This is a genomic window from Streptomyces sp. ITFR-6 (genome assembly GCF_031844725.1).
Classification (GTDB): Bacteria; Actinomycetota; Actinomycetes; order Streptomycetales; family Streptomycetaceae; genus Streptomyces.
Genome location: NZ_CP134612.1, coordinates 400,413 through 421,830 on the forward strand (window position 1 = coordinate 400,413; position 21,418 = coordinate 421,830).

General features: G+C 70.9%; 16 protein-coding genes and 1 pseudogene. 13 read left to right on the forward strand and 4 right to left on the reverse strand.

The window, feature by feature from the left end; genetic code table 11:
- Window positions 1-197: 197 nt before the first annotated feature.
- Window positions 198-1,385, forward strand: a complete 1,188-nt coding sequence (locus tag RLT59_RS01600; protein WP_311301674.1) for an ROK family transcriptional regulator — start codon at window positions 198-200, stop codon at window positions 1,383-1,385.
- A 25-nt stretch (window positions 1,386-1,410) separates the two neighbouring features.
- Here the strand turns inward: RLT59_RS01600 and RLT59_RS01605 are convergent, their stop codons facing one another.
- Complete coding sequence (locus RLT59_RS01605) at window positions 1,411-2,220, reverse strand: NPP1 family protein (RefSeq protein ID WP_399124638.1); 810 nt, start codon at window positions 2,218-2,220, stop codon at window positions 1,411-1,413.
- A gap of 217 nt (window positions 2,221-2,437) precedes the next feature.
- Here RLT59_RS01605 and RLT59_RS01610 point away from each other — a divergent pair, with 217 nt between their 5' ends.
- The 6 genes from RLT59_RS01610 (at window position 2,438) to RLT59_RS01635 (ending at window position 11,226) form a co-directional block, all read left to right on the forward strand.
- Entirely contained in the window at window positions 2,438-3,625 is a 1,188-nt protein-coding gene (locus RLT59_RS01610) for an ROK family protein (RefSeq protein ID WP_311301676.1), read from the forward strand.
- Entirely contained in the window at window positions 3,622-4,932 is a 1,311-nt protein-coding gene (locus RLT59_RS01615; RefSeq protein ID WP_311301677.1) for an ABC transporter substrate-binding protein, read from the forward strand. The genes RLT59_RS01610 and RLT59_RS01615 overlap by 4 nt, the downstream gene beginning before the upstream one ends.
- 21 nt (window positions 4,933-4,953) lie before the next feature.
- Complete coding sequence (locus RLT59_RS01620) at window positions 4,954-5,904, forward strand: carbohydrate ABC transporter permease (RefSeq protein ID WP_311301678.1); 951 nt, start codon at window positions 4,954-4,956, stop codon at window positions 5,902-5,904.
- On the forward strand, window positions 5,901-6,824 hold the full coding sequence (locus tag RLT59_RS01625) for a carbohydrate ABC transporter permease (RefSeq protein WP_311301680.1): 924 nt from the start codon (window positions 5,901-5,903) through the stop codon (window positions 6,822-6,824). Before RLT59_RS01620 ends, RLT59_RS01625 begins: the two co-directional genes overlap by 4 nt.
- A 72-nt stretch (window positions 6,825-6,896) precedes the next feature.
- A complete protein-coding gene (locus RLT59_RS01630) occupies window positions 6,897-8,738 on the forward strand; it encodes an alpha-galactosidase D (RefSeq protein WP_311301682.1) in 1,842 nt (613 codons plus the stop codon).
- 61 nt (window positions 8,739-8,799) lie between these two features.
- Entirely contained in the window at window positions 8,800-11,226 is a 2,427-nt protein-coding gene (locus tag RLT59_RS01635; RefSeq protein WP_311301683.1) for a glycoside hydrolase family 95 protein, read from the forward strand.
- A 65-nt stretch (window positions 11,227-11,291) separates the two neighbouring features.
- Here the strand turns inward: RLT59_RS01635 and RLT59_RS01640 are convergent.
- Together RLT59_RS01640 and RLT59_RS01645 are read right to left on the reverse strand one after the other, a co-directional pair.
- Window positions 11,292-12,344 (reverse strand): annotated as a pseudogene (locus RLT59_RS01640) (xanthine dehydrogenase family protein molybdopterin-binding subunit); the annotation flags it as partial.
- Window positions 12,345-12,413: 69 nt separating this feature from the next.
- Window positions 12,414-12,980 carry a 2Fe-2S iron-sulfur cluster-binding protein gene (locus RLT59_RS01645; RefSeq protein ID WP_311301684.1) on the reverse strand — a complete coding sequence of 189 codons (567 nt, stop codon included), beginning with the start codon at window positions 12,978-12,980 and terminating at the stop codon, window positions 12,414-12,416.
- Between the two features lie 188 nt (window positions 12,981-13,168).
- Here RLT59_RS01645 and RLT59_RS01650 point away from each other — a divergent pair, with 188 nt between their 5' ends.
- Window positions 13,169-13,780, forward strand: coding sequence for a TetR/AcrR family transcriptional regulator (locus tag RLT59_RS01650; RefSeq protein ID WP_311301685.1), 612 nt, complete (start codon window positions 13,169-13,171; stop codon window positions 13,778-13,780).
- 28 nt (window positions 13,781-13,808) lie between these two features.
- Window positions 13,809-14,216: a TOBE domain-containing protein gene (locus RLT59_RS01655; protein ID WP_311301686.1), complete on the forward strand. Its 408-nt coding sequence runs from the start codon at window positions 13,809-13,811 to the stop codon at window positions 14,214-14,216.
- Between the two features lie 24 nt (window positions 14,217-14,240).
- Here the strand turns inward: RLT59_RS01655 and RLT59_RS01660 are convergent, their stop codons facing one another.
- Window positions 14,241-15,761: a PucR family transcriptional regulator gene (locus tag RLT59_RS01660; RefSeq protein WP_311301687.1), complete on the reverse strand. Its 1,521-nt coding sequence runs from the start codon at window positions 15,759-15,761 to the stop codon at window positions 14,241-14,243.
- A 243-nt stretch (window positions 15,762-16,004) separates the two neighbouring features.
- Here RLT59_RS01660 and RLT59_RS01665 point away from each other — a divergent pair, with 243 nt between their 5' ends.
- The 4 genes from RLT59_RS01665 to modA all read left to right on the forward strand — a co-directional run bounded on the left by RLT59_RS01665 (window position 16,005) and on the right by modA (window position 21,381).
- Complete coding sequence (locus RLT59_RS01665; RefSeq protein WP_311307582.1) at window positions 16,005-16,838, forward strand: FAD binding domain-containing protein; 834 nt, start codon at window positions 16,005-16,007, stop codon at window positions 16,836-16,838.
- Window positions 16,835-19,591 carry a molybdopterin-dependent oxidoreductase gene (locus RLT59_RS01670; RefSeq protein ID WP_311301688.1) on the forward strand — a complete coding sequence of 919 codons (2,757 nt, stop codon included), beginning with the start codon at window positions 16,835-16,837 and terminating at the stop codon, window positions 19,589-19,591. Before RLT59_RS01665 ends, RLT59_RS01670 begins: the two co-directional genes overlap by 4 nt.
- A 155-nt stretch (window positions 19,592-19,746) precedes the next feature.
- The gene (locus RLT59_RS01675) at window positions 19,747-20,229 is read left to right on the forward strand and encodes a molybdopterin-dependent oxidoreductase (RefSeq protein WP_311301689.1); all 483 of its coding nucleotides are present in this window, start codon (window positions 19,747-19,749) and stop codon (window positions 20,227-20,229) included.
- 345 nt (window positions 20,230-20,574) lie between these two features.
- On the forward strand, window positions 20,575-21,381 hold the full coding sequence (gene modA, locus RLT59_RS01680) for a molybdate ABC transporter substrate-binding protein (protein WP_311301690.1): 807 nt from the start codon (window positions 20,575-20,577) through the stop codon (window positions 21,379-21,381).
- The last annotated feature ends 37 nt before the right edge of the window (window positions 21,382-21,418 follow it).

The window sequence follows — 21,418 nt, forward strand, 5'->3', positions numbered from 1 at the left end:
GCCCGCGTCGGCACCCCCGTACGAACCGGCCCCCTGCCGAGGCCCGCCGCCTTCGATGAGAGCGTGGTGACTGTAACGATAGTTTCCTTCCATCGTCAATATATTCAACACCGTCCCACGATCACTTCTCGTTTTCTGGGCACTGCGCCGTTCCGGACCCGCCCCCTTGCTTTCGGCCAGAAGGTAATCTCCACCGGGTGAACCTCTCCCGGCAGCCACCGTCCGCAGCCCTTGTCCTCCAGGCCCTGCTGACCCAGGGACCGTTGACCCGGGCGGAGCTCGGACGCCGCACCGGGCTCTCCTCCGGGGCCGTCACCAAGGTCTCCGCTCCCTTGGTCGACGACGGCTGGATCACCGAGCTCGGCCCGTCCGGCAGTCGGCAGCCCGGCCGTCCGGCCACGTTGATGGCGGTACGGCCCGAGCGGGCCGGGTTCATCGGGATCAAGATCACGTCGGACGAGCTGATCGGGATGCTCGTCGACCTCACGGCAGCACCGCTGACCACCCACCGCACCCCGCTGCGCTCGCGGGATGTCGGCACGGTGGTCAGGGCCGTCGCCCGGCTGGTCGGCACCCTCTCCGGACGGGCCGGAGAAGGGGAGGGCGGGTCAGGGCCTGCGGTGCACAGCATCGGCGTGACAGTCTCCGGCGATGTGGACGGCCCGTCCGGCACGGTCCGCTACTCCCCCTTCCTCGACTGGCACGGGGTGCGCCTCGCCGCGCTGGTCGAGGAGGCCACCGGCATTCCGGCGGTGATCGACAACGACGTACGGGCCCTCACCGTCGCCGAGCAGTGGTTCGGCGCCGGGGTCGGGCTCTCCTCGTTCGCCCTGGTCACGGTCGGCGCGGGGGTGGGCTGCGGAATGTCCGTCCACGGCCGGGTGGTCTCGGGGGCGTTCGGGGTCTCGGGCGAGCTGGGGCATCTGCCCGTCGGCGGCAGCGACCGGGTCTGCACCTGCGGCAACACCGGCTGCGTGGAGGCCGTCGCGTCGACGCAGGCCATCGTCGACCAGGTGCGGGAGCAGACGGGGGACGCGGATCTGTCGCTCGCCGACGCCGTGCGCCTGGCGCGGTCGGGGGACACCACGGCGCGCGGCGTCTTCACCCGGGCCGGGCGGGCGCTGGGACTGGGAATCGCCTCGGTGGCCAACCTCATCGGCCCGGAGCGCGTCATCATCTCCGGCGAGGGAGTGGCGGCGTACGACCTGTTCTCCGACGAGATCCGCCGGACCTTCGCGGACCAGGCCTTCGGCGCGGCCGCCCGGTGCGAACTCGTGGTGCGGCCCCTGCCGTTCGAGACGTGGGCGCGGGGCGGCGCGGCGATGGCGGCCCACCGCGTCTTCGCCCCGCTTCCGGCCCGGTCCGCCGGGGCGGCGGGGCGCTGACCGGTGCCCCGCCGCCCCGCCCCCGTCAGGCGTTGGGGTCGAAGGGGATGCCCGCGGGCATCGCCTTTTCCAGGTGGCCGGCGAAGTTTCCGTCCTTCAGGCCGAAGACGGCACTGCCGAAGTCGGCCTGCACCAGCTTGTCCCGGATGCCCTCGGGGTAGCCGTTCCAGCCGACGAGGTCGGGGAACTGCCACTGGTGGTAGTGGTTCTCGGGCGGCTCGTCGCCCGTGGTCGCGGGACGGAAGCAGTGCGTACCGATCCCGTCCTTGTGGTAGACGGCCTTGGGATGGGTCCCGTCCCACTGGATCTGATCGCGGCCGTAGACGCTGAAGCCGCCGTGCGCCGAGGTGGAGACGTACTTCGCCTCGTTGTCCTGCACCCAGACCACGACGTGCTCCCAGTCGTGGCGGTGCCCGCCGAGACCGCTCCCGGCCACGGCCTGGTCCTTCTCGAAGTAGAGGCCGTAGATGATGGCGCACCAGCCGTTGTTGCACTTGGAGCGCGCGTAGCCGTTGGTGTTGTCCAGGTCCCAGGAGTCGTGGCAGCTGCCGTTGACGGCGCCGGTGGTCTTCAGTCCGGGGGCGACGGTGCCGTCGGGGCCGATGGCGGGGGTCGGATAGCAGCCGTCACCGTCGTAGTCGTAGGCCGGCTGGAAGGTCTGTTCCAGTCCGTCCGCGTTCGCGGGCAGAGCACCCGGCACGTCCGCGAAGGCGCTGCCCGGCGAGGCCAGGACCAGCATCCCGGCCGCGGCCAGCACGAGTGACACCTTGCGGATCCGTTGTCTGTTCTTCACTGCTTCCTCCTGGTCGAAGCGCGTCGGGCCATGCCATGGCATGCCCATGACCACACTCCGCGAACCCCGAAGCCCCGCCGGGTACGGGGATTTCGCGGCGGTGAGGACTCGGCCAACAACCGGGCGGCACACCGGGATCGGCCCGCGCGGCATACCGGGACGCGGTGGACCCGGGCGGTTCCGGGCCGCCCGCACGACATCTCGTCCGGGTTGACTTTTTTTCTTGACAGAGGAAATTAACTCCCCTACGTTTCCGGCCATGTCATCGGCCAACCTCGTCGAGACGTTCCCGGCCCCGACGCCGGCTGCCTCTCTCGTTTTCACCACAGCCCTGTCCCAAGGGCCGCTCTCCCGGGTGGAGATCGCCCGCAGGACCGGGCTGTCCTCGGCCGCCGTGACCAAGGCCGTGCGCCCGCTCATGGCGACCGGGTACTTCGTCGAGGACGCCGACGACAGCACGCCTCCGGCGGTCGGCCGGCCGGCCAACCCGGTGCGGGTCAACGGCGGGCGCGCCCTGTTCATCGGGGTCAAGGTGACCGCGGACGAGGTCATCGCCGTTCTCGCGGACCTCTGCTGCCGGGTCAGGGTGGCCCGTCATGTGCCGCTGTCCGAGCGGTCGCCCGCTGCGGTGATCTCCGTGATCGCCGCGCTCACCGGCGAACTGGTCACGCGGGCGCAGCCGTTCGGCGTCGGGGTGCGCGGCCTGGCCGTCGCGGTGTCCGGCGATGTCGACCGGGCCGCGGGGGTGGTCCGCTACTCGCCGTTCCTCGGCTGGCGGAACGTCGCACTGGCCGGGCTCGCGGAGACGGCCACCGGTCTGCCGGCCACGGTGGACAACGACGTACGGGCGCTGACCGTGGCGGAGCAGTGGTTCGGCGCCGGGGTCGGGCGGTCCGACTTCGCGCTGATCACGGTCGGGGCCGGGATCGGCTGCGGACTGGTCGTCCACGGCCGGGTGGTGGCCGGGGCGCACGGGGTGGCCGGTGAGATCGGCCATCTCTCCATCGACCCGCACGGGCCGCTCTGCCACTGCGGCAACCGGGGCTGTGTCGAGGCGATCGCCTCCGACTCGGCCATCGTGCGCCGCATCCAGCAGGAGACGGGCCGGCCGGTCGGCGGCCCGGCGCACGCGCTGGAGCTGGCCAGGTCGGGCGAGCCGGTGGCCCGCGAGGCCTTCGCGCAGGCAGGGGCGGCGATCGGCCGGGCCATCGGGGCGGTCGCCAATCTGCTCGGTCCCGAGTGCGTGATCATCTCCGGCGAAGGGCTGGCCGCGTACGACCTGTTCGCCGCGCAGATCCGCGACGCGTTCGCCACCACCGTTTTCAGTACAGCCGCGCAGTGCGACGTGATCACACGCCCGCTGCCGTTCGAGGAGTGGGCGCGCGGGGCCGCGGCCACCGCCATCCAGACCTTCATCGGGTCCGACACCATCCAGGAGAATCGATGACCGAGCAGAGCCGCATACCGGTACCGGGCGGTCCGGGCCGCCGGCGCGTCGTGGGCGGGCTGATGGGGGTGGGCGCCGCGGTTCTGGCGGCCCCCGCCCTCACGGCCTGCGGGTCCGGGGCCGCCGCCGACCCCAAGACGGTGACCTTCGGGTCCAACGGCGCCGACGCCACTCCCAAGAAGGCGTACGAAGCCCTGACCAAGGCCTTCGCGAAGGACAGCGGGCTCACGGTCAAGACCAACACCGTCGACCACGACACCTTCCAGAAGGGCATCTCCAGCTACCTCCAGGGCACTCCGGACGACGTCTTCACCTGGTTCGCGGGCTACCGCATGCAGTACTTCGCCAAGAAGAAGCTGTGCGCTCCTCTGGACGACGTGTGGGAGAAGATCGGCGGCGGCTTCAGCGAGGCCGCGAAGCAGCTCTCCCGGGGCGAGGACGGGAAGTACTACTTCGTTCCGCTGTACAACTACCCGTGGGCCGTCTTCTACCGCAAGAGCCTCTTCAGGGAACGCGGCTACCGGGCGCCCACCACCTGGGACGACTTCGTCGCCCTGGCCAAGCGGATGAAGAAGGACGGCCTCTCGCCGATCGCCGCCGGATACGGGGGCGGGGACACCTGGAGCATCCTCGGCGCGTTCGACTACCTGAATCTGCGGACCAACGGCTACGAGTTCCACACCTCGCTGCTGCGCGGCGACATCAGCTGGACCGACCGCCGGGTGCGCGGAACGATCGACCGGTGGCGCGAGCTCAGCCCGTACTACCAGGAGCGGGCCGGCGGCCGTTCCTGGCAGGACGCCGCCCGGTCACTGCTGGACAAGAAGTCGGGCATGGCCGTCATCGGCCTGTTCCTCGGACAGCAGATCAGCGACCCGGAACTCCGGGACGACATCGACTTCTTCGCGTTCCCGGAGATCGATCCGTCGTACGGTCAGGACACCGTCGAGGCGCCGACCGACGGGTTCATGCTCAGCCGTCGGCCCAAGAACGAGAAGAAGGCCCAGCAGTTCCTGGAGTTCCTCGGCAGCGCCCGTGCGGAGGGCCTGTACATGGGCGTCGACCCCAGCAACGTCGCCGTGCACAGCGAGGCCGACACCAGCGGCTACAACGCGCTGCAGAAGAAGTCCGCCGCGCTCATCTCCCAGGCCAAGCACATCACCCAGTTCGGTGACCGCGACAGCGACCCGGGCTTCATCTCCACCGTGGTGCTGCCCGGACTGTCGCAGTGGCTGAGCAGCCCGGACGACGGCGTGGCCATGCTCAAGAAGATCGAGTCGCAGCGTTCGCGTTTCTTCACCGCCTGACCGACCCAGGGAAGCCCGCCCATGTCTTCCGTACCCTCCGCGCCGCCCGGCACCCGGCGGACGCGACAGCCACGACGCCCGCGACGGCTCGGCCTCTCCGACCGGCTCTTCCTCAGCGTGATCGTCGGTGTGCCGCTGCTCGCCCTGCTGGTCTTCGTCTGGCTGCCCGCACTGGCCTCGCTCGCCCTGTCCTTCACCCAGTGGGACGGCCTCGAACTCTCCGGCATCCAGTGGACCGGCCTGGACAACTACCGGGAGATCTTCACGAACTACCCGCCGTTCTGGCCCGCTGTCCAGCACAACGTCATCTGGCTGCTCTTCACCGCCCTGCTGCCGACCCCGTTCGGGATCTTCCTGGCCTACCAGCTCGACCGGAAGATCCGCTTCACCCGGATCTACCAGACCGCCATCTTCCTGCCCATGGTGCTGTCGCTGGCCGTGGTCGGCCTGATCTGGGAAATCATCTACAACCCGGACAACGGACTGCTGAACGGCATCCTCAACACGGCGGCGCCGGGGCACCACATCGACTGGCTGGGCGACCCGGACCTCAATCTGTGGATGGTCCTCATCGCCTCGGCGTGGCGGCACACCGGCTACATCATGATCCTCTACCTCGCCGGGCTGAAGGGCTTCGACCCGGCCCTCAAGGAGGCGGCCGCCCTCGACGGCGCCAACGGCCGGCAGACGTTCCTGCGCGTGGTCTTCCCCGCCCTCAAGCCCGTCAACGTCATCATCCTGGTCGTGACGGCCATGGAGTCGCTGCGCGCCTTCGACATCGTGTACGTGCTCGGCGGCGGTGTGGGCAGCAAGCCCGGGATGGAGCTGCTGTCCCTGCTGATCACCGACAACATCATCGGCGAGTCCAGCCACATCGGCTACGGCTCCGCGCTTGCCATGATCATGCTGGTGATCTCCCTGGCGGCGATCGGCACCTTCCTCGTACAGAACTTCCGCAAGGAGGACCAGTGACCGTCACCGCACCTCCGCCGGGCGTCCGCCGTTCACAGGCCCCCCGGCCGCCGTCCGGGCCCGCGCCGTCGCGGCGGCGGAGCCGGACCGGACGCCATGTGATGCTGGCCGGCATCTCGCTGCTCTGGCTGGTGCCGCTGCTCTGGGCGGTCTACACCTCCCTGCGGCCCTACGAGGACACCAGCAAGCACGGCTACCTCTCCTGGCCCCGGAGCCTGAGCCTGGACAACTTCAGTGCCGCGTGGGGCCAGTCGGGCATGTCGCACTACTTCTGGAACTCGGTCCTGGTGACCATTCCGGCGGTGCTCGGCACCCTGTTCTTCTCGGCGGCCGTGGCCTTCTACGTGTCACGGTTCGACTTCCGCTGGAACGTCGCCCTGCTGATGCTCTTCACGGCGGGCAACCTGCTGCCGGCCCAGGTCCTGATCACCCCGCTCTACCGGCTGTACCTGCAGGTCCCGCTGCCGGCCTGGATGAGCGATTCGCTGCTCCTGTACAACTCCTACTGGGGCATCATCGCCATCCACATCGCCTACCAGTGCGGCTTCTGCACCTTCGTCCTCAGCAACTACATGAAGACGATCCCGAAGGAGATCACGGAGGCGGCGCTGGTCGACGGCGCGCCCGTGTGGCGCCAGTTCCTCCAGATCGTACTGCCGCTGTGCCGCCCCGCGTTCGCCGCGCTGGCGACGCTGGAGTCGATCTGGATCTACAACGACTTCTTCTGGCCGCTCGTCCTGATCGAGACCGGCGACAAGCGGCCGGTCACCTCGGCGCTCGCGAGTCTCCAGGGCCAGTACTTCACCAACCCGAACCTCATCGCGGCCGGTGCGCTGATGACGGCCGTGCCCACCCTCCTCGTGTACTTCGCGCTCCAGCGCCAGTTCATCAGCGGCCTCACCATCGGCGCGGGCAAGTAGCCGACCGGACGCGAGCCGCCGCGCCCCGCACACCCGCACCGCCCCACCCGACCAGAGCAGGAGACCACCCGCATGCCCTCCCCCGCCCGCACCACGAGCCGAGCCGCGCGCGCCGCGATGGTCCTCGCCGTCACGGCCGCCGTGGCCGTCGCCGTACCCCCGGCGCAGGCCGCGACCGACACCGCACCGGCCACGGCTGCCATGGCCGCCGCCCCGACGGCGGCCGCCGGACACGGCCTGGCCCAGAAGCCGTTCATGGGGTGGAGCAGCTGGTCGATGCAGACCAGTTCGTACCCCGGCCTCAACCCCACGGGCCAGTACAGCTACCTCACCGAGGCGAACGTCCTCAAGCAGGCCGACGCGATGGCCACCAAGCTGAAGAAGTACGGCTACGCGTACATCAACATCGACGCCGGCTGGTGGCGCGACCAGGACTGGACGCCCGAGTTCGACGGCTACGGGCGCCAGCAGGCCGACCCGGTGCGCTTCCCGCGCGGAATGAAGCCGGTCGCCGACGACCTCCACCGCAAGGGGCTCAAGGCGGGCATCTACCTGCCGGTCGGTCTGGAGAAGGAGGGGTACGGCGGCGGCAGGCTGCCGGTCTGGAACGCCCCGGGCTGCACCACCGGGGACATCGTCTACGGCGATCTGCGCACCACGAACGGCTGGGACAGCTCGTACAAGATCGACTTCTCGCGGCCGTGCGCCCAGAAGTACGTCGACTCACAGGCTCAGCTGATCGCCGACTGGGGCTACGACTTCCTCAAGCTCGACGGGGTCGGCCCGGGTTCCTTCAAGAGCGGCGACAACTACGACAACCGGGCGGACGTCGCCGCCTGGAAGAAGGCCATCGCACGCGCCGGGCGCCCCGTTCATCTGGAGATCTCCTGGTCTCTGGATGTCGACTACGCCGACAGCTGGAAGGAGAACTCCGACGGCTGGCGGGTGGACACCGACGTCGAGTGCTACTGCGAGACGCTGGTGACGTGGGACAGCTCGGTGAAGACCCGCTGGCGCGACACCCCCGCGTGGACCCGGCACGCGGGTCCGGGCGGCTGGAACGACCTGGACGCGATCGACGTCGGCAACGGCGAGATGGACGGGCTGACGAAGGCCGAGCGGCAGAGCTACATGACGCTGTGGTCGATCGTCAAGTCGCCGCTCTACTCGGGTGACGACCTCACCAAGCTGGACGCGTACGGCGTCTCGCTGCTGACCAACCGCGAAGTGCTCCGGGTCAACCAGCGGCCGGGCGCCCCGGCCCACCCCGTCACCACGGCGGGCGACGAGCAGGTGTGGGCGGCCAGGAACCCCGACGGCGGCTACACCGTGGCACTGTTCAACCTCGGTTCCTCGCCCGCTCCGGTGACGGCCCGCTGGTCGGCCCTCGGCTTCGGCGGCAAGGCCTCCGTGCGCGACCTCTGGAACAAGAAGAACCTCGGACAGCGCAAGGACTTCATCACCGAAACGCTGCCCGCGCACGGATCGCGGCTGTTCACCGTCACCCCGCACGGTTCCGGGCCGCGTACCACGGCGTACGAGGCCGAGTCCCCGGCCAACACGCTGTCCGGCAACGCCTCGGTCTCCGACTGCGACGAGTGCTCCGGCGGCAAGAAGGTCGGCAACCTCTACGAGGGCGGCTCGGTGCGCTTCGGACACGTCGAGGCAGCGCGGGCCGGAACGTACTACATCAACGTGGCCTACACCTCCGGTGACGAACGGTCCGTCGAGATCTCGGCCAACGGGAAGGCCGCCACGAAGCGGATCTTCCCCTCCAGCGGGGGCTGGGGCGCGGCAGCGACGATCAGCGTCCCCGTCACGCTCAAGGCCGGCCGCAACACCCTCACCTTCGACAGCGGCGACTCGGGCTACTCACCCGACATCGACCGGATCGACGTACCGAAGCGGAGCTGACACCCGGCGCTCCACCGCACTGTTTCTCCCCGCCCGTCATCCGCACCGGAATGGAGTCACCGTGAACGACCAGCACCCGCACCCGCAGCCGCCCGCGCAGCCGGAGCCCGGTCACCCGAGCCGCCGCCGCCTGCTCACGCTCGCCGCGGCCGTGGGTTCGGCCACCGCCCTCGGCGCGCTGCCTGCCTTCGCCGCCACGCCCGCCCCGGAGCGGCCCGCCGCGGCCCCGCCGCGCGCCCCCGGCCGGGCCACCGAGATGTGGTACCGGACGCCCGCCTCCGCCGACTCGATGATCGAGCAGGCCCTCCCGGTGGGCAACGGCCGGCTCGGCGCGCTCGTCGGCAACGACCCCGCGCACGAACTGCTGCACATCACCGACGCCACCCTGTGGACCGGCGGGATCAACGATCAGCTGGACGCGGACGGCCAGTTCCCCTACGGGCGTGAGGACTTCGGCAGCTTCACCCTGCTGGGCAACGTGACCGTCGACATCCCGGACCACGAGCTCTCCGAGGTGTCCGGCTACCGCCGCGGTCTCGACCTCGCCCAGGGAGTCGTCACCTCCCGCTACACGCGCTCCGGTGTGACGTACGAGCGCAGCGTCCTCGCCAGCCGGCCGGACGACGTCGTGGTCATCCGGTTCAGCCAGCGCGGCGGCGGCCACTACACCGGCACGCTCGCGCTGGACGGCACCCACGGCGAGACGACCTCGGCGGACGGGCGCGGGGCGGAACTCTCCCTGGCCGGCTCGTTCGGCAACGGGCTCCGCTACGGGGCGGTCGTCCTGGCGCACAGCCGCAGCGGCAGGGTGTCCACGGACGGCGGCCGGATCACCTTCACCCGGTGCGCGGACCTCACCGTGGTGATCAGCGGCGGAACCGACTACGCCCCCGACGCCGCCAAGGGCTACCGGAACCCGGGGCTCGACCCGCTCGCCCTCGCGCGCACGAAGGCCCGTGACGCCGCCGCCGTCTCCGCCACCGATCTGCTGCACACCCATGTGGCCGATCACCGGGGGCTGTTCGACCGCGTGACGCTGGACCTGGGCGCCTCCACACCGGAGCAGCGCTCCCTGGACACCTGGGACCGGCTGCGGGCCCGTACGGCGGAGGGTGATCCCGATCCGGAACTGGAGTCCCTGTACCTTCAGTTCGGCCGCTACCTGATGATCTCGGGTTCGCGGGGCGGGCTGCCGGTCGCCCTCCAGGGCCTGTGGCTGGACGGCAACGACCCGGACTGGATGGGTGATTACCACACCGACATCAACATCCAGATGAACTACTGGATGGCCGACCGCGCGGGGCTGTCCCCCTGCTTCGACGCACTGACGGACTACTGCCTCGCCCAGCTCCCGTCCTGGACCGAGCTGACGGACAGCCACTTCAACGACCCGGCCAACCGCTTCCGCAACTCCAGTGGCAAGGTCGCCGGCTGGACCGTGGCGTTCTCCACCAACATCCACGGCGGCCTCGGCTGGTGGTGGCACCCGGCCGGCAACGCCTGGCTGTGCAACTCCCTCTGGGAGCATTACGAGTTCACCCAGGACCTGGCGCATGTGGCACGGATCTTCCCGATGCTGAAGGGCGCCTGCGAGTTCTGGGAGGCACGGCTGCTGACGACGACCGTCACCGATGCCGCGACGGGCGAGCGGCGCGAGGTCCTGATCGCGGACAGCGACTGGTCCCCCGAGCACGGACCGCAGGACGCGAAGGGCAACACCTACGCCCAGGAGGTGGTACGGGACCTCTTCCTGCACTTCGAGGAGGCGTGCGCGCTGCTCGGCCGGGACGCGCGGTACGGCGCGGCCGTGAAGAAGATGCGGAAGCGGCTGTACCTGCCCGAGGTCAGCCCAGAGACCGGCTGGCTCCAGGAGTGGATGTCCCCGGAGAACCTCGGTGAGACGGAGCACCGCCATCTGTCACCGCTGATCGGCCTCTTCCCCGGGGACCGGATCAGGGCGGGCGCGGTCTCCGACGAACTGCTGGCAGGGGCCACCGCGCTGCTCACGGCGCGCGGCATGGAGAACTTCGGCTGGGCCAACGCCTGGCGTGCGATGTGCTGGGCACGGCTGAAGAACGCCGACAACGCCTACCAGCTCGTGGTCAACAACCTGCGGCCCTCGGTCAGCAGCAGCAACGGCACCTCGGTGAACCTGTTCGACATCTACCAGACCGGCCCTGACCGGGGGATCTTCCAGATCGACGCCAACTTCGGTACGCCCACGGCCATGATCGAGATGCTCCTGTACTCCCGGCCCGGTCACATCGAGCTGCTGCCCGCCCTGCCGGCGGCGTGGGCGGGCTCGGGGTCCGTCACCGGACTGGGCGCGCGTGGCGGCTTCGTGGTGGATCTGAGCTGGCGCGACGGGAAGGTGCGCGAGGCGCGGATCCGCAGTGTCGGCGGCCGCAGCACCGAGGTGAGCTGGCGGGGCGTGACGCGGCGGGTGGCACTGCGGCCCGGCGGCTCTGTCACCCTGCGGAAGTTCTGACTCCGGTTCGCTGTCCGTCCGGCGGCGGGTTGGCCCTTGCGGGTCACCCCGCCGCCGGACAGAACCTAGACCTCCTCCGCCGCGCGCAGGACGCGGTCGGGGCGGATCGGCAGCTCCCGGTGACGGACGCCGGTCGCGTGCCACACCGCGTTGGTGATCGCGGCGGCGACGCCGACGACACCGATCTCACCGATGCCCGCGATGCCGATGGGGTCGTCGGGAAGGTGGTCGTCCACCCAGTCCGCCTCGATGACCGGCACATCGGCGTGCGAGGCGAAGTGGTAGCCGGCGAGGTCGGCGCCGACATGGCCGCCAGAGGCCTGGTCCCTGACCGCCTCCTCGTGCAGGGCCATCGACAGCCCCCAGGTCATCCCGCCGATGAACTGGCTGCGGGCGGTGAGCGGGTTGACGATGGTGCCCGCGGCGTAGATGCCGAGCAGCCTGCGTACCCGCACCCCGCCGGTGGTGACATCCACCGCCGCCTCCGCGAACTGCGCCCCGAAGGAGTGCCGTTCCAGCTGCGGGAGGGTGCCGATGACATCTGCGGTGTTCGACCTGGCGGTGATTCCCTCCGGCGGGATGGCGCCCCCCAGTGCCAGCCGCTCGCGCACCTCGCCCGCCGCCAGCTTGACCGCCCAGGCCCAGGAGCGGGTGCCCACCGAGCCGCCGGCGATCATCGCCTGCCCCAGGTCGCTGTCCCCGATCCGCACCCGGACGCGGTCCGGGTCCACCTCCAGGGCGTCCGCGGCGACCAGCGTCATCGCGGTCCTGGCCCCGGTGCCGATGTCCGCCGCGTTGATCCGTACGGTGAAGCCTCCGTCCGGCTCCGCGGTCACCGCCGCGGTGGACGGGCTGACTCCCGAGGGGTAGGTGGCCGCGGCCGTTCCGGTCCCGATCAGCCAGCGTCCCTCGCGGCGCACGCCGGGGCGCGGGTTCCGCTCGGCCCAGCCGAACCTGCGGGCCCCCTCCTCGAAACAGGCGACCACGTTGCGGCTGCTGAACGGCAGCCCGGAGACGGGCCCGACCGAGGTCTCGTTGCGGACGCACAGCGCGATCGGGTCCACGCCGCACTTCTCGGCCAGTTCGTCGAGGGCCGATTCGATGGCGAAGGAGCCGGGCCTCCGGGTCCGTGCCGAGGAGCGCGAGCGCTCCGGATACGTCGTGGACGCGCTCGTAGCCGAATTCCCTCATGCGAGCGGCTCCTTGACCCTGTCGGCACCGGCCGCGGAGGCTTCCGCGGCCGGTGCGACCGCCCGCACGATCGACACATAGGCGCCGCAGCGGCACTGGTTGCCGCTCATCCGCTCGCGGATCCCCTTTGCGGTGAGGTCGGGCACCCCGGCTTCGGGCCGGACGTCGTCGGTCACGGCGCTCGGCCAGCCCGCCGCGTGTTCCTCGATCACCGCGAGGGCGGAGCAGATCTGCCCCGGGGTGCAGTAGCCGCACTGGTAGCCGTCCAGGCCGAGGAAGGCCTGCTGGACCGGGTGCAGCCGGTCGCCGTCGGCCACCCCTTCGATGGTGGTGATCGCGCGCCCCTCGGCCGCGACCGCCAGTTGCAGACAGGCCACGGCTCTGCGCCCGTCGAGCAGTACCGTGCAGGCCCCGCACTGGCCCTGGTCGCAGCCCTTCTTGGTGCCGGTCAGATCGAGACGCTCGCGCAGGGCGTCGAGCAGGGTGGTGCGGTGATCGACGGGCAGCGTGTGCTTCTCGCCATTGATGTTCAGGGTGATCGCACTGGTCGCCGATGGGGCCATGCTCAGCCTTCTTTCGCGTTGCTGATGCGCGTCGACCGGTCCCGGTGGACGGTCCGGGAGGAGCGGGAGTGGCTTGAACTGCCGCTAAGGTAAGGCTAAGCGGACAGCTGTCCGCCAATGATCGAACCCAGTGGACAGCTGTCCGGTTATCAAGAGCGGCCATGGCCGCGGGCCCGGAAGGAGGACGTGTGCGGGAACGGAAGAGCACCCCTCTGCGTCCGGACGCACAGCGCAATCGCGAACGCATCCTGGAAGTCGCGCTGGCCGAGCTGACCCGGGCGGCGGACGCTCCGGTGAGTGTGATCGCGAGGAAGGCCTGTGTCGGGCAGGGGACGTTCTACCGCAACTTCCCCGACCGGGAGGCACTCGTCCTGGAGGTCTACCGCTACGAGATGCAGCAGGTGGCCGACTCCGCCGCGCAGCTGCTCCTCACCCGCGGCCCCGACCGGGCCCTGCGGGAGTGGATGGACCGGCTCGCGCAGTTCGCCATGGCCAAGGCGGGTCTGGCCGAGGCGCTGCGTACGACGGTCAGCCGGCAGGGCGGCCTGGCCCGGCTGGGCCACGGTCCGGTGACCGGGGCCGTCACGCTGCTGCTGGACGCCAACGAGAAGGCAGGCACCATCCGTGCGGGGCTGACCGCGGAGGACTTCCTGCTCGCCATAGCCGGGCTCTGGCAGATAGACCCGCACAGCGACTGGCCGCCGCGCGCGGCCCGGCTGCTGGACCTCGTGATGGACGGGCTGCGGGCGGGTGCGTCCGGCGGGCACGGTACGGCGCCGGACCCCGCGAGCCCGGAGTGATCCGGACGAGAGGCACTAGAGTGCGCCAGTGCCCTCGTACAGCATTGGCCAGGCCGCGGAGCTGCTGGCCGTGAGTCCCGAGACCGTTCGCCGCTGGGCCGACGGTGGTCAGCTCGCGATGGACCGGGGCGGTTCGGGAAACCGGGTGATCGACGGTGTCGGCCTCGCGCGCTTCGCCACGGAGCGTGCCGCCGGTCTGCATCCGGTGCCCGGGGAGGTCCTGACCTCGGTACGGAACTCGTTCGCCGGGATCGTCGTCGCGGTGACGGCCGACGACGTGGTGGCGCAGGTGGAGATCCAGTCGGGGCCGCACCGGCTGGTGTCGCTGATCAGCCGCGAGTCCGTCGATGAACTCGGCCTGGCGGTCGGGGTCATGGCCACGGCCCGGGTGAAGTCGACGAACGTCCACATCGACCGGCCGGGCAGCCGGGGCTGATCACCGGCTGCGGGGCGTCGCCGGTCAGCGGCACATCAGCGCGGCCTGGAGATCGAGTCGGTGGTCGAGGCGCGACAGATCGCGGCCGGTGAGCTGCTCGATGCGCCGGACCCGGTAGTGGACCGTGTTGACGTGGAGGTGAAGGGCCTCGGCGGCGCGGGCCCAGGAGCAGTTGTGCGCGAGGAAGACTTCGAGGGTGTGCAGCATCATGCGCTGCGAGGCGCTGTCCCCGTCGGTCAGCGGGCCCAGGGTCCGGGCGCTGAAGACCTCGCGGACCTCTCCGGGGATTCCCGCGAGCAGCGTGCGCAGGGTGGTGAGTTCGTCCACCGAGGTCAGTCCGGCCGCCGCGGGTGCGGTGGTGCGGGACGCCGTGAGGGCGTAGCGCGCCTGTACGAGGCTGCCGTGCAGTTCCTCCGGTGCGGCGGCCACGGCGCCGAGCCCGCCGTGGAGCGTGGCGTCGGGGTGGCAGCCGTCCAGTACGGGCCACAGGGCGTGCAGCAGGGCCTGGCTGTCCCCCGGTTCACCCTGGACGACGGCCACGGCGGCGCCTTCCGTGAGCCTGCCGACGGCGAAGGGGCGCTCCGCGTCGTGGTGGAGGGCTTCGCTCAGGGCGTCCGCCGCCGCGTTCGCGTCGCCCTCATGGGCGTGCCGGGCGGTGAGGACCCGATAGGGCCCCCGGTCGGAGAGTCCGCAGCCGTGGAGGGCGGTGCGAAGTGATGTCCCGTCGGTGTGCGGGGCGTCGATCAGGGAGACGAGTTCGTCGCCCTTGCGGCGTGCCGCGTTCTCCGCGGGGGCGGCGCGGTGCCGGTGCTGGGCGAGTACGTCGGTTATCTCGTGCAGCACGCGGGGCGGCGCCCCGGCCGTGTCGGGGACGTACAGATGCCAGACGTCGCAGGGGGACCCGTCCGACTCGACGCGCAGCGTGACCCCGGCGGGCCCGTGCAGGCATTCCGCGCCCTGTTGCGCGGACAGCGGCGGGGCGGACCGGGTGCGCGCGAGGGTGCGCCCGGTCGCGCTGAGGAGGTAGGCGGGCGGGGTGCCCAGGTGGGCGAAGGCCCGGTCGAGCAGTGTGTCCGGGTGGGCGCCGGCCGCGATCAGGGCACTGAGCTCGTTGCGTACGTTCTCCGGGGTCGCGTAGTGGTGGGTGGGGCGGCGACTGAGATCGCCCCACTGCCTCAGGTAGACCGCCTCGGTGATGGCCCGGAAGCTGGTGCGCGTGGGGACGGCGACGAGGGTGACTCCGTGCGTCCGGCAGGCGTCGACCAGGACATCGGGCACGGTCCCGTGCGTCTCCTCGCCCGCGAGCAGGGCCACGGCTCCGGCCGTCCGCAGCGCGGTGACGAACCGCTCGGCCTTCTCGGGCCCGTCGCCGGGGCGCCACCACACCAAGCCGCTGAGCACGATCTCCCCCTGCTGGAGGAAGCGCGCCGGGTCCTCCAGGTCGGTGGCGGTGACCCCGCTGATCTCCCGGACCGGCAGGGGCTCTTCGCCCCACAGCAGGGTGAGGCCGAGCGATTCGAGCTGGAGAAGGTGTTCGACGTGCATGGTGTGGCTCCTTGCGCGACTGCCGGGTCCGGGCCCCGACATCTCACATTCACGAGGCGACTGCGAGTCCAGTCATCGTAAATGCAAGGTGAAGTGATAGATACACCTCTTGGTGAATCCTCCAGGACGCGGCCCGGGGGCTGGTGTTTTTCCGTGTGGTGCACCAGTCGTGCGCGGGGCGGCGGCGTTGCTTCACTGAGCTTCTCGGTGGCCGACGACGCAGCGGCCGGAGTGGAGAACGACATGGATCTCAACACCGTGCGGGACGTGCGGGACGCCCGTTCCCACGAGCCCTGGCGGCCCGGTGACGCCTGGCTCGGCGGGGGCACCTATCTGTTCTCCGAGCCCCAGCCACACCTGCGGCGGCTGGTGGACCTGAGCAGGATGGGCTGGGAGCCGGTCACCCACCACCACGACGGTTCCGTGGAGTTCGCCGCCACCTGCACCATCGCCCAGCTGTCCCGCCACGGGAAGGGGAGCCGGGTCCGGGCCGCGCCGCTCTTCGAGCAGTGCTGCCGGGCGTTCCTCGCTTCCTTCAAGATCTGGAACATGGCCACCGTCGGCGGGAACCTCTGCAACGCCCTGCCGGCCGGGCCGATGATCTCCCTCACCGCGGCCCTCGACGGTGAGTGCCTCCTCCAGGCGCAGGACGGCTCGCTGCGCCGGGTACGGGTGGCCGATTTCGTCACCGGAGCGGGGCGCAAGGACCTGGCCGAGGGCGAACTGCTGCGCTCCGTCACCCTGCCGGCCCGGACGCTGGCCGCGCGCACCGCCTTCCGGCAGGCCTCGCTCTACGGACTGGGCAGGTCCGGCGCCCTGGTCATCGGGGTGCTCGACGAGCAGGACGGCTCGCTGGCCGTGACGGTCACCGCGGCGACCGTGCGCCCCTTCCGGTTCTGGTTCCCGCTGCCACCGGACCGGGCGGGCCTGCGCGGCGCGTTGGAGGCGGCCGTCGACGACGCCGACTGGTTCGACGACATCCACGGGCTGCCCGCCTGGCGGCGACACATGGCCTTCCGCCTGGCCGAGGAGGTCCGGCGCGAACTGACCACGGAAGGTACGCGAGGTACGCGATGAGTTTCGGGATCCATGTCAACGAGCAGCCTTTCGACGCCGAACCTCGGCCCGGACAGTGCCTGCGCACCTATCTGCGCGAACGCGGCTGGCTCGGGGTCAAGAAGGGCTGCGACGCCGGTGACTGCGGAGCCTGCACCGTCCATGTCGACGGGGAGCCGGTGCACAGCTGTATCTACCCGGCCGTACGGGCGGCGGGCCGCTCGGTGACCACGGTGGAAGGCCTGGCCAGGGACGGCGAACTCCACCCCGTACAGCAGAGGTTTCTGGACGCGCAGGGATTCCAGTGCGGCTTCTGCACCGCCGGGTACCTGATGACCACCGCGGCTCTCGACGAGGAGCAGCTCGCGGACCTGCCGCGCGCGTTCAAGGGAAACCTGTGCCGCTGCACCGGTTACCGCGCCATCGAGGACGCGGTGCGCGGGGTGAAGCACGTCGAGGCGCCGTGCGCGGGCGCGGCGGTCGGCCGCAGCCTGCCGGCCCCTGCGGGCCCCCAGGTGGTGACCGGGACCGCCCGCTACACCTTCGACATCGACGTCCCGGGCCTCCTGCACATGAAGCTGCTGCGCTCCCCGCACGCGCACGCCCGGATCACCGGCATCGACACGTCCGCCGCGCTGCGCGTCCCGGGGGTGCGTCTGGTGCTCACCCACCACGAAGCCCCCGAACGCCACTACTCCACCGCCCGGCACGAGCACCCCACGGAGGACCCCGACGACACCCGGGTCCTGGACGACACCGTGCGCTACGTCGGCCAGCGGGTGGCGGCGGTCGTCGCCGACAGCGAGGCGGCGGCCGAGGAGGGCTGCCGGCGCGTCGAAGTGACGTACGAGGTGCTGCCCGCGGTTCTCGACCCGGAGGAGGCGATGGAGCCGGGTGCGCCGGTCGTGCACGCGAAGGACGCACAGGAGGCCCGGATCGCCCGGCCGCTCGACAACGTCGTGGGCGAGTCGCACGGCGAGATCGGCTCGGTCGAGGAGGGGTTCGCCACCGCCGACGTGGTGTACGAGGAGACGTTCCGTACCCAGCGGGTCCAGCACGCGAGCCTGGAGACGCACGGCGCGGTCGCCTGGTTCGAGCGGCCGGAGGAGGGGCCGGAGCGCGTCGTGGTGCGCTCCAGCACCCAGACCCCCTTCCTCACCCGGCGGGCGCTCTGCGCCCTGTTCGATCTGCCGCTGGAGAAGGTGCGGGTGCTGGCGGGGCGGGTGGGCGGCGGGTTCGGCGGCAAGCAGGAGATGATCGTCGAGGACATCGTCGTACTCGCCGCGATGCGTCTGCACCGTCCGGTGAAGCTTGAGTACACCCGCGCCGAGCAGTTCTACGGGGCCACCACCCGGCACCCGTTCACCGTCCGGGTCAAGGCGGGGTCCCGTCGCGACGGGACCCTGACCGCGCTGCAACTGCGGGTGGTGTCCAACACCGGGGCGTACGGCAACCACGGGCCGGCCGTGATGTTCCACAGCGTCGGCGAGTCGATGGCCGTCTACCGAGCCCCGCACAAGAAGGCGGACGCCTACGCCGTCTACACCCACGCCGTGCCGGCGGGCGCGTTCCGCGGCTACGGGCTCGGGCAGGTCGTCTTCGCCATGGAGTCGGTCATGGACGAACTGGCCCGGCTGCTCTCCATGGATCCGCTGGAGTTCCGGGAACGCAACATCATCGGCCCGGGGGAACCCATGATCAGTCCGGGCGGCGAGGAGGAGGACCTGCACATCGCCAGCTACGGGCTCGACCAGTGCCTGGGCATCGTGCGGGGCGCTCGGGCCGAGCCGGCCGGGGCGGCGCCGGAGGGGTGGCTCGTGGGGGAAGGGTCGGCACTCTCCATGATCGCGACGGGGCCGCCCGGCGGGCACATCGCCGACGCCCGGATCAGCCTGCTGGCCGACGGAACGCTCGATCTGGCCGTGGGGACCGCGGAGTTCGGCAACGGCACCACCACGGTGCACCGGCAGATCGCGGCCGGTGAACTGGGCACCACCGTCGACCGGATCGCCGTGCGCCAGTCGGACACCGATGTCGTGAAGCACGACACCGGGGCCTTCGGGTCGACCGGGACCGTGGTGGCCGGCAAGGCGACGCTCCGCGCCTCCCAGGCCCTGGCGGAGACCCTCCTCACCTTCGCGGCCCAACATCTCGGGGTGCACCGCGACGAGTGCCGTCTCCTGGAGGACGCGGTCGAGTGCCGGAACACCCGTGTGCTGCTGAAGGAGCTGTACGCCGCGGCGCGGTCGGCCGGCCGGGATCTCGCGGCGGACGGCCACTTCGGCGGGACACCGCGTTCCGTCGCCTTCAACGCCCAGTGGTTCAGGCTCGCCGTCGACCCGGGAACCGGTGAGATCAGGATCCTGCGCAGTGTGCACGCGGCGGACGCGGGCAAGGTCATGAACCCGATGCAGTGCCGGGGACAGGTCGAGGGCGGCATCGCCCAGGCGCTGGGGGCCACCCTCTTCGAGAACGTCCGGCTGGACGAGCGGGGCAAGGTCACCACCGCCGCGTTCCGCCAGTACCGGCTGCCGCAGTACGCGGACATCCCCCGTACGGAGGTCCACTTCATGGAGACCGAGGACTCGATCGGCCCGCTGGGGGCGAAGTCGATGAGCGAGAGCCCGTTCAACCCGGTCGCGCCGGCGTTCGCGAACGCGCTGCGGGACGCCACCGGGGTCCGGTTCACCGAACTGCCCCTCACCAGGGACCGCGTCTGGCTGGCCCTGGACGAACAGGCCGGGGGCCTGCCCGGCCGACCGGGCGGTCAGTGATCCGGGGATGCGGCAGAAACGCTTGATATCGCTGGTGCTGGTTCACAAACGCCAGGCTTTTGGCGGACATCGTGTCGTACGCGCGATTTCGCGGGGCGGCTGCTGGGCATACCTTCTGACAGCCGCCCTGCGGGCCGTCCGATTTGGGAATCCCCATGAGCAGACCCAGCGCGCAACCCCGCACTCCCGCTCCGCCGTTCACGCCCTTCACCCTGCGCGGGGACGTCGAGCGCCCGGCCACGCTGACCGTGGCGGACCTGCGCGGCGGCTGGGAGCAGCACCGGGCGGAGGTGGTCTTCGACTGCGCCACCAACGGGCCGCAGCACCACAGCTTCGAGGGCCCGCTGCTCCGCGAGGTGGTGCTCGACGCCCACCCGGTGTTCGACGCGCGCAGGCGCAAGGACCGGTCCCGCTATCTGCTGGCGGTCACCGGCGGGGACGGCCACCACACGGTGCTGTCCTGGGCGGAGGTGGACGCCGAATTCGGCGATGTCCCGGTCCTCCTGGCCACCAGGATGGACGGCCGGGGGCTGGACGCGGCGGGAAGCCAGCTGGTGGTGCCCGCCGACCGGTGCGGCGCGCGCTACATCAGCGCCATCGCGCGTGTGTGGGTAGGGGCGTGGCCGGTCTCCGTATGACGGACGCGTCCGCCTGCCGTCACCCGGGCAGCCGCCCTGCGGCAACCGCTTCGGAGTTTCCTCCGAACGGCACCGCATCTGCTATGGAGCATCGCATTACGCGTTGTAAATGCGAGCCGAAAACACCTATTGTGTGGCACATGCGGTCCCCCGCCTTGGGCGATCCCGTAACCCGGGTGACCACCACCCGCTGTACGTCGACCGGCGTGCGCACCGACCGCAGCTGAGCCCACGACCCACAGACCCCACAGCTCCACCGAGCGGCGTCGCCCGTCCCCGGCGCGGCTCACCACCATCCGCTCGGACGGCACCGGCCGACCGCGTTCCCAAGGAGTCCCGACCCTCATGTCCCTCGCCTTCACCAGACGCCGTACCGCAGCCGCGATCCTCACGGCGGCTCTCCTCGTTCCGCTGGCAGCCTGCGGCAGCGACAACGACAAGAAGGACTCGGGCGCCGACGCGAGCGCTTCCGCCACCGGAGTCCCGAAGGCGGATCTGACGGTGCTGGCCGCCTCGTCCCTCACCGACGTCTTCAAGACGGCCGGTGCGGCGTACGAGAGGGAGCACCCCGGCACCAAGGTGAAGTTCTCCTTCGCCGGTTCGCAGGAGCTCGCCGCCCAGGTCAAGCAGGGCGCGCCCGCGGACGCCCTGGTCACCGCGGACACCAAGACGATGGACGGTCTCAAGTCCGACACCGGCACGCCGGCCGTCATCGCGAAGAACCGCCTGGTGATCGCCACCGGCAAGGGCAACCCGGAGAAGATCGACAACCTGAAGGACCTCTCCGACACCAAGCTCAAGGTGGTGCTCGCCGCCGCAGAGGTGCCGGTGGGCCGCTACAGCAAGCAGATCCTTGACGCCCAGAAGATCACCGTGAAGCCGGTCTCCCAGGAGCCCAACGTCCGTGCCGTCCTCAGCAAGGTCGAGCTGGGTGAGGCGGATGCCGGTCTCGTCTACAAGACGGACGCCGCGACGGCCACCGACAAGGTCGAGGCCATCGACATCCCCGATGCCCAGAACGCCGTCGCCTCGTACCCGGCCGCGACGCTCAAGACCACGAAGAACAGCGAAGCCGCGGACGCGTTCGTGAAGTGGCTCTCCACCCCGGAGGCCCTGAAGATCCTTACCGACGCCGGCTTCCAGCAGCCGTAACCGGTGACCGCCCCGTGCGGGCGGCCGGGCCCCGGTC